Raw genomic sequence first — 8,612 nt, 5'->3', positions numbered from 1 at the left:
AATGCCGAGGGCGGCGGAAAGGTTCGGCCAGGCGGGGCTGGCATAGACCACCTCGTCGCCCGCGCCCGCCACCGCCTGCAGTGCCAGCTGGATCGCCTGCATGCCGCCGCCGGTGACGATGAATTCCTCGGGGGTAAACGCGCGGCCGAAGGTGCGCTCGTGATAGCGGGCGAGGGCGGCGCAGAGTTCCGGGATGCCGCCCTGCCAGGTGTAAAAGGTGTGGCCGGCGGTAAGGCTCTGGGCGGCGGCCTCGCGGATGAAATCCGGCGTCGGCTGGTCGCCTTCGCCCACCCACAGCGGGATGAGGTCCGCGCGGCCGCGGGCATGCTCGACGACGGAGATGATGCCGCTTCTGGGCGCCGCGCGCGCTTGCCCGCGCAAGCTTTCCTGCAGGTCCATTCGTGTCACCCTTTTTGAAGCGCCGCCGCCGGAGAAGCGGCGGCAAAGACCACTCTGCTATTTCTGCGCCAGCAGGTCACGGATTTCCGTGAGGAGTTGGACGTCCTGCGGCGGCGCTTGCGGCTCCGCCGGCGCTTGGGCCTGCTCGCGGCGCAAATTGTTCACGCCCTTGACCATGAGGAAGATGATCCAGGCGAGAATGAGGAAATTGAGGACGACGGTGAGGAAGTTGCCATAGGCGAAGACGGCGCCCTGCTCGCGCGCTTCGGCCAGGGTGGCTGCCGTGACGCCGGAGGTCAGGGGGATGAAATAGTTGGAAAAATCGAAGCCGCCGAAGATCGCCCCGACGATCGGCATGATGATGTCTTCGGTCAGCGAGCTGACGATGAGGCCGAACGCGCCGCCGATGATGACGCCCACGGCGAGGTCCATCACGTTGCCCCGGGCAATGAATTCCTTGAACTCGCTCCACATTTTCGGTTGTTCCCTCGCTCGCGAACAGGCCGGCGCCGACACGCACGCCAACCCTCGCGGGGCAGAGAATAGCAAAAGCGTCGAAGCTGGTAAGCTCTCGCCGGCAGGAGGCACGTGCGACGGTGGTCGAGGGCACCGCGTGACCCAAGGGCAAGGCCCGGGCGCCTGCCGGCGTGCGTTGGCGACGCTTTGCCGCTGGGCGGACAACCGGTCAGACCTCAACCGGCCGCGTGGGTTTCTGCGCCGATTGCAAAGCCCCGCCCAATTCACTCGGGCGGGGCTTCGCATCACATGGTGTCAAGACACTTCATAAGAAGCGAACGGGTCTTTGCAACGGGCCCGGTGCTATGAACTCGAGAAAGTCAACGGTTGGTGTCGCTGAAGCCGGAATTTCCCGGCACGCCGTCACCACCACCATTGCCAAAGCCGTTATTTCCCTTGGGGCCCGTGCCGTTCCCGTTTCCGTTGCCACCGCCGTTGCCGTCACCCTCGTCGCCGCCGCCACCTTCGTCGCCGCCGCCACCTTCGTCGCCGCCGCCACCTTCGTCGCCGCCGCCACCTTCGCCGCCGCGGCCGCCTTCATCGCCGCCACGGCCTTCGGTCTGCGAATAAGCTTTCTCCACACCGAACGCGAGAGGTGTGGCAATTGCACCCAACAGGGCAATGGCCGTCGAAATGGAAAGTGCACGCATCAGCTTGGTCATCGTTTCCTCCGGTCCGCAGTTTTCGCCTCAGCGTAGCCGAACGTCCGGCGAGCGAGCAGGATTTGTTTCCGAGGCGCGGTAGGGATTTCCCTGACGCGGTTTGGTTGTCGGGCTCAGGCTTCAGCGGTTTTCGCTTTCGGCCCGTAGCTCTTGAACTTCTCGACCACGCGGGCGATCTCGGCGTCGTCGAGCACGACGGGCTCTCCTGCCTGCCGGGCCAGGATGTACTGGCGCGCCAGCACCTCGATCTCGCTCATCAGCCAGAATGCCTTGCGCAGATTCGGGCCGCAGGCGATGGCGCCGTGGTTGGCGAGCAGGCAGGTGAGCCGTCCTTCCAGCGCGGCGAGCGCGTTCTTCGACAGTTCGTCCGTGCCGAAGGTGGCGTAGGGTGCACAGCGTATGGTGGGGCCGCCGGCGGCGGCGATCATGTAGTGCACGGCCGGGATCTCCTGCCCGGTGATGGCGATCGCCGTAGAGTGGTTGGGATGGGCGTGGACGACCGCGTTGAAGTCCGCGCGCGCCTTCAGGATGTCGCGGTGGAAGCGCCACTCGCTCGAGGGCTTGTGCGGGCCGTGCGGCGTGCCGTCCATGGAGAGGAAGATGATGTCCTCCGGCGCCATCGTCTCGTAGGCAAGTCCCGACGGCGTGATCAGAAGCCCGTCCTCCCAGCGCACGGAGATATTGCCCGAGGTGCCCTGGTTGATGCCGCTCCGGTCCATGGCGATGCAGGTTGCGACGATTTCCTTGCGCAGGGCGTATTCGGCGTCTTTCATTCGGTTGTCCTTTCAGTGGTGTTCAAGCAGAGCGTGCGCGGTCTGCTGGTCGGTCACGATCCCCGTGAGCAGGCCCTTCTTCAGGATGGCCGCGAGCGCCGCCACCTTCTGCCTGCCTCCGGAAATCATGATGCGCCGCGGGATGGCGGTGAGAAACTCGGGCCGCAGTCCGATCACCCGGTCGTTCACCCGGTGATCGATCACCTGGGCGTTCTCGTCGATGTAGTAGCCGAGGAAGTTGCCCACGGCGCCCGCCTCGCGCACGTCGGCGAAATCGCGCTCGCTGACGAAGCGTGTGCGGCGGATGGTGCCGCTGTCCAGCCCGCCGACGCTGACGACAGCCATGTCCGAGGAGCGGGCGCGGTCGAGCACGTCCTGCATCATCGGCTGCGCCATCAGCGTGTCGCGGCTTTCGCGGCTATCACAGAGGATCGGGCCCGGCACGTAGAAGCACTCGGCGTGGAGGCGGGCCGAGATGGTGGTCGTGGCCTCGAAGGTGGCGATCGAGGAGCGGCGGGTCAGTGAGCCCAGGAGCGAGACCACCGCGGCGTTCTTGAGCGGCCGTTCCGGCAGTGCCTCGGCGAACGCCTTGAGCGTGACGCCCCAGCCGACGCCGAGCGTCACCCCGTCCTGAAGCTGCCGGGAGATCCCCGCCGAGGCGGCCGCGCCCAGGACCTCCGCAAGCTCGGTCTCGTCGTCGGTCATGCCGAGCACGACCTCGGCGAAATCGAGGCCGAAACGCTCCATCAACTGGTGTTCGAGCTCGACGTTGTCGGCGAGCTTGGATTCGATGGAGATCTTGACGACGCCGCGTCGCCGCGCCTCGCTCAAAAGCCGGATGACGCGCACACGGGTGATCCCCAGCCGGGCGGCGACTTCCTGCTGTGTCATGTTGAGCGCGTAGTAGCACCACGCGGTGCGCACGGCGAGCTGCTCGGGCCAGTCGTCGGAGAGCCCTTCGATCATTTCCCGCTGCTGAGGCGGCTCCCGTTTCCGAGCCGTTTCGCCGGCCTCGCGCCGCTTGGATCTCTCCTCCATCGAAACTCCTGATACAAATGTTCTTGCGGCCGAACAAATATTATGTCACGTTTTCTTCCACAATAGAACCGCGGCGTTTTTCCCGCGGTCTTGTTGGGAGGAGAGAGAGAATTGCCCGCCTTGCTGCGAGCGACATATCCCCGTGCCGGTGTGGTGAAGGACGGCGGTTTGGCCGGGGCCGGCCATAGGCCGACCGCCCATGGAAAGGCAAACGGCAACGACGCCATCATCCCGGAAGACCGAAGGCTTGTCCGGGATCCCTTCCGCAACAAGGGTGCCCGGCACAAGCCGTTCCGGAATGGACCTCGGCGCGCGGTCGCTTGCGCTCCCTTGGCCGGGATGACGGCGGAGAGGGTGGAATGGGAGAGCCCGGCATGAGCAGCGGTCTGCTGCGTACGCCGCGCGTGATGATCTCCGATCATCCGCTGCCCTGGCTCCTGCCGCTCCTTGCGATTCTGCTGGTGCTCGCCGTTTATCCCTTTTTCTACAACATTTGGCTCAGCTTTCACGAGTTCGTGCCGCGCTCGCGCGGCATCGAGCCGGTGGGCTGGGAAAACTGGCAGATCCTTTTCAACGATCCGCGCCTGTGGAACGCGCTGTGGGTGACGCTCTTCTACACCGCGGTGTGCCTCTCCATACAACTCGTGCTGGGGATGGGGATCGCGCTCCTGATCGATTCCGACGAGCCGGGCTATGCCTTCATCCGCGGCGTGCTGACACTGACGCTGGTCATTCCGCCGGCGATCACCGCCATGATGTTCCTCCTCATGGAGGACGCCCAGTTCGGCATGGTGCCCTACGCGCTCCGGGTTATCGGTCTGTTCGCGTCCAACCAGACGATTCTCGCCTCGCCGCAGCTTGCGATATGGGGCGTCATCCTGGCCGACGTCTGGCAATGGACGCCCTTCATGGTGCTGATCTTCGTGGCCGGCCTGCGCTCGCTGCCGCGTGATCCCTTCGAATCCGCGATGATCGACGGCGCCAGCAGCTGGCAGATGTTCACCCGCCTGACGCTTCCCATGATGGGCAAGGTGATCGCCATCGCCGTGCTCATCCGCGGCATCGATCTCTTCCGCATGTTCGACTATGTCTATGTGATGACCTCGGGCGGGCCGGGCACCGCCACCTACACGCTGTCGCTTTATGCCTGGCAGCAGACCTTCAGCTTCATCAAGTGGGGTTACGGCGCGACGATCAGCCTTTTCTCCCTGTTCATCATTCTCGTCGTGGCGAACCTCTTCGTCATCTCGACCAGGCTGCGGTGGTAGCGATGGCTCCGTCCCTCATGCAGCGGATCGTCCGTTACATCGCCGCCATCACGGCGATGGCCCTGTTCGCCTTTCCGATCTATTACTGGATCACCGTCGCCTTCAAACCGGATCGCGACATCTTCACCGTTCCGCCGAAACTCTTCAATTTCGAACCGACCATGCAGTCCTTCGAGGCGGTGTTCGGCATCTCCTTCGGGATCGAACGCGGGCTGGAGGTGCTTCCGGGCGGGGGTGACTTCTACATGCTGCCGCGACTGTGGGATTCGATCGTCGTCGCGGTCGGCTCGACGGCGCTCACCGTCGTGATCGCGGCGCTCGCCTCCTATGCGCTTTCGCGCCTGCGCTTCCGCGGTCAGCACCATTTCGTGTTCTGGATCCTGTCGACCCGCATGATGCCGCCGGTGGCGATCGCCATCCCCATGTTCTTCATCTACAAGGGCGTCGGCCTGCTCGACACCTATACCGGCATCATTCTCGTGCACACGCTGATGAACATGCCGCTGGCCGTCCTGCTCATGAAGAGCTTCTTCGACGACATCCCCGTGGAAATCGACGAGGCGGCGCTCATCGACGGTGCCTCGCGCTTCACCATCTTCCGCCGCATCGTGCTGCCGATGGCGCTCGGCGGCGTCGCCGCCACGGCGGTGCTTTGCTTCATCTTCTCCTGGACCGAGTTCCTGTTCGTGCTGACGCTGACGCAGACCTCGCTGAAGACGGTCCCCGTCGTCTCGTCGACCTTCGTCACCTCGACGGGAACGGCCTGGGGCAACATGGCGGCCCTCGGCACGGCGGCCATAATCCCGGCCTTCATCTTCATTCTGCTGGTCCAGAAGAACCTTGTTCGGGGTCTCACGCTCGGTTCGCTGAAACAGTGAGGCCCGGACGGCAATCGCCGCGTGGAGGCGCGGTGAAACAGAGGAATGCCCTGAGGGGCGAAACCGGGAGGAATATATGAGACCGAGTGACAGAAAGCTTTTCCTGGCGTCGATCGCCGACCGCTATGCGCGCGGCGGCATGGACCGGCGCGCGTTCCTGCGCAGTGCGGCCAAGCTGGGATTGGGCGCCGGCGCGCTGGGCCTGGCGGCGCAGCTTCCCTTCGGCGCCCGCGGCGGCTTCATATCGCCGGCGGCCGCTCAGGGGATCGACTGGTCGCAGGACATGAGGAACTGGCTCACGGAAGTCGGCAAGCCGTTCGCCGGCCAGACCATCCGCCTGGCGACCGAATCGACGCCGCCCTCCAACGCCATCAACTCGGCGCTGAAGCCCTTCTTCGAGGAGGCGACGGGCATCAATGTCGAGATCGAGGTGCTGCCGCTGGAACAGGTGCTGCAGAAGCTGACCCTGGACGTCGCCTCCGGGCTCGGCACCTACGACCTCTACTATATCGACCAGAGCTGGATGGCCTCCTTCTCGGGCGATGTGGTGGACCCGCGCGAGCGCTACGAATCGGCGGGCGAACTCGCCATGCCGGACTACGATTTCGACGACTTCCTGCCGGCGCTGGTGGACGGCATCTCCATGTATGACGGCATCATGGTGGGCGTGCCCTACGACATCCCGATCTTCATCCAGATGTACCGCCGCGACATCTTCGAGGAGCTGGGCCTGAACCCTGCCACCACGATGGAGGAGTTCCTCTCGAACGCCCAGGCGATCCAGGAGGCTAAGGGGCCGGAGATCTTCGGCACGACCGGGCAGATGCGCTCCGGCCACTACAGTCTCGAATGCGACTGGACGGCCTGGCTCTGGGGCCATGGCGGCTCGATCTTCAGCCCGGACGGCAAGTTCGTCGGCAATGACGAGCGCGGCATGGCGGCGATGGAGTACTGGCAGAAGCTGAAGGAGAACATGCCGCCCGGCGTGGACGGCTGGACGTGGGACGGGCAGGGCCAGTCGGTCGGCCAGGGGCTCGCCGCGACCGTTCTTTCCTGGGGCGAGTTCTTCCCCTCCTGGGACGATCCGGCGAACTCGCAGGTCTCCGGCCTGATGGAGGCGACGGTGCCGCCGTCGGCCACATCGCTCAGGACGCCGGAAGAGTGCGGCTTCAACGAGATTCCCGGCGTCGGCCATCAGGGTGGCTCCTCGCTGGCGGTGTCGAAATATGCCAAGAGCCCGGATGCGGCCTGGATCTTCGCCCAGTGGGCGACGTCGAAGGAGACGCAGGTCTACATCACCACGCTCGGCGGCGGCACCGGGCCGACGCGCTCCTCCGTCTATGACGATCCGCGCGTGAAGGAGAACGCCAAGCCGGGGATTGCCGGCACGACGCGGCACCTTGATGCCGTGCGCGAGACCATCGCCGACCATATGGGCTCCGAGCCGGATTTGCCCGAGTGGGCGGAAATCTCCAACGACGTCATCCCCGTCGAGCTCGGCCGCTTCTGGGCCGGCGAGTATGACGATCCGCAGGCGGCGATGGACGCCATCAAGGAAAAGGTCGACGCGATCACCAGCGGATGACGTTCAGTCAACCGCGACGCGCGGCGCGGCGCTTACTCCCGGCGCCGCGCCGACCGATGCAAACGTATTTGAGGATCAGAAATGGACAAGCCACTGATCGTGATCACCGGCGCGAGTTCGGGGATAGGCGAAGCGGCGGCGCGGGCGTTCTCCAAGGCCGGCCACCCGCTTCTGCTGATGGCGCGCCGGGTCGAGCGCATGGAGGCGCTGGGCCTGCCCGACACGATGTGCCGGAAGGTCGACGTGCGCGATCGCGAAGCGATCGCCGCGGCGGTCGCCGAGGCCGAAGAGAGATACGGGCCCACCGACTGCCTCTTCAACAATGCGGGCATCGCGCGGCTGGCCGATATCGGCAGCCAGGACCCGCAGGAGTGGGACGAGACGATCGACATCAACACCAAGGGTGTGATGAACGCGCTGCATCCGGTGATGGCCGGAATGAAGGAGCGGCGCCGCGGGACCATCGTCATGATGAGCTCGATCGCCGGCCGCAAGGTCTATCCCGACCACACGGTCTATTGCGGCACCAAGTTCTTCGTCCACGCGGTCTCCGAATCGATCCGCGGCTATCTCGCGCCCTATGACGTGCGGGTGGTGGTGATCTCGCCGGGGATCATCGAGACCGAGGTGCTCCACCACGTCACCGACCAAACGACGCTCAAGAACTACAAGGACAACAAGGTGCGCATCGGCGGTGGCATCGGGGCCGATCACGTGGCCGACATGGTCCTGTTCGCCTACCAGATGCCGCAGAACGTCCTGATCCAGGAAATGGTCGTTACGCCGACGCGCCAGGAATACTGATTGCCATGGCAACAAGCGAAAGACTGGTTATCGGGCTCGATTCCTCGACCCAGAGCGTCAAGGCCATCGCCTGGCGCCCGGACGGCAGCGCGGCGGGCGAGGGCCGCGCGCCGATCCCCATCAGCCAGGAGGGGCTCGACTGCTTCGAGCAGGACCCGCGGGACTGGTGGCGGGCGACCGTCACCGCGCTGAAGGCGCTGCTCGAACAGGTGGATGCGGCGCGCCTCGAGGGGCTCGCCGTCTCCAACCAGCGCGAGACCATGGGCTTCTTCGATGCTGAAGGGGAGGCGACGCACCCCGCCATCCTGTGGCTCGACGGACGCACGCGCGGGGAGGTGGACGAGTTCAGCCGCAGCTTCGGGGCGGAGGAGATCCACCGCATCAGCGGCCGGCCGCCGGACGTGACGCCGAGCTTCTACCGCGTGATCTGGATGCGCCGGCACAGGCCGGAAGCCTTCGCGCGGACCGCCTGCTTCGCCGATGTGCAGGCTTATCTTGTGCGGCAGTTCTGCGGGGGGTGGTTCCGCACGAGCTGGTCGAGCGCCGACCCCAGCGGCATGTTCGACCTGGTCGAGAAGCGCTGGTCTCCGGCGCTTCTCGACGCCATCGGTATTGCAATCGACCGCCTGCCAGAGGCCCACGCGCCGGGGGCCGAGCTCGGCCGGGTGACGGAGGCGGCGGCACGGGAG

10 protein-coding genes are annotated in these 8,612 nt (G+C 65.4%); 5 read left to right on the top strand and 5 right to left on the bottom strand.

Going from position 1 to position 8,612, the window contains the following annotated elements; translation table 11 throughout:
* The 5 genes from ACFP9U_RS21770 to ACFP9U_RS21750 form a co-directional block, all read right to left on the bottom strand.
* Window positions 1-399, bottom strand: a 399-nt coding sequence (locus ACFP9U_RS21770; RefSeq protein WP_378624693.1) for an aminotransferase class I/II-fold pyridoxal phosphate-dependent enzyme, incomplete at its 3' end; no start/stop codon positions are given.
* A 57-nt stretch (window positions 400-456) separates the two neighbouring features.
* Window positions 457-873, bottom strand: coding sequence for a large conductance mechanosensitive channel protein MscL (mscL, locus tag ACFP9U_RS21765; protein WP_378624691.1), 417 nt, complete (start codon window positions 871-873; stop codon window positions 457-459).
* Between the two features lie 362 nt (window positions 874-1,235).
* The gene (locus ACFP9U_RS21760; RefSeq protein ID WP_378624689.1) at window positions 1,236-1,577 is read right to left on the bottom strand and encodes a hypothetical protein; all 342 of its coding nucleotides are present in this window, start codon (window positions 1,575-1,577) and stop codon (window positions 1,236-1,238) included.
* Between the two features lie 113 nt (window positions 1,578-1,690).
* A complete protein-coding gene (locus ACFP9U_RS21755; RefSeq protein WP_378624687.1) occupies window positions 1,691-2,350 on the bottom strand; it encodes a class II aldolase/adducin family protein in 660 nt (219 codons plus the stop codon).
* Between the two features lie 12 nt (window positions 2,351-2,362).
* Window positions 2,363-3,388 (bottom strand): sugar-binding transcriptional regulator, encoded by a 1,026-nt coding sequence (locus ACFP9U_RS21750; RefSeq protein ID WP_378624685.1) that lies wholly within the window; start codon window positions 3,386-3,388, stop codon window positions 2,363-2,365.
* Window positions 3,389-3,762: 374 nt separating this feature from the next.
* On the opposite strand from ACFP9U_RS21750, the gene ACFP9U_RS21745 reads away from it, so the two are divergent.
* From ACFP9U_RS21745 to ACFP9U_RS21725, 5 genes are all read left to right on the top strand, one after another.
* Window positions 3,763-4,656: a carbohydrate ABC transporter permease gene (locus tag ACFP9U_RS21745; protein ID WP_378624682.1), complete on the top strand. Its 894-nt coding sequence runs from the start codon at window positions 3,763-3,765 to the stop codon at window positions 4,654-4,656.
* A 17-nt stretch (window positions 4,657-4,673) separates the two neighbouring features.
* On the top strand, window positions 4,674-5,534 hold the full coding sequence (locus tag ACFP9U_RS21740) for a carbohydrate ABC transporter permease (protein WP_322454067.1): 861 nt from the start codon (window positions 4,674-4,676) through the stop codon (window positions 5,532-5,534).
* Window positions 5,535-5,610: 76 nt separating this feature from the next.
* On the top strand, window positions 5,611-7,119 hold the full coding sequence (locus ACFP9U_RS21735) for an ABC transporter substrate-binding protein (RefSeq protein ID WP_378624680.1): 1,509 nt from the start codon (window positions 5,611-5,613) through the stop codon (window positions 7,117-7,119).
* A gap of 81 nt (window positions 7,120-7,200) precedes the next feature.
* Window positions 7,201-7,923 carry an SDR family oxidoreductase gene (locus ACFP9U_RS21730; RefSeq protein WP_378624678.1) on the top strand — a complete coding sequence of 241 codons (723 nt, stop codon included), beginning with the start codon at window positions 7,201-7,203 and terminating at the stop codon, window positions 7,921-7,923.
* Between the two features lie 5 nt (window positions 7,924-7,928).
* Window positions 7,929-8,612 (top strand): xylulokinase (locus ACFP9U_RS21725; RefSeq protein ID WP_378624677.1); only part of this gene is annotated, 684 nt, incomplete at its 3' end.

The sequence above is a fragment of the Nitratireductor sp. GCM10026969 genome (assembly GCF_042660605.1).
In the GTDB taxonomy this organism is placed as follows: Bacteria; Pseudomonadota; Alphaproteobacteria; order Rhizobiales; family Rhizobiaceae; genus Chelativorans.
Note: the sequence above shows the minus strand (reverse complement) of the source record. Positions and strands in the feature narration are given on the sequence as shown.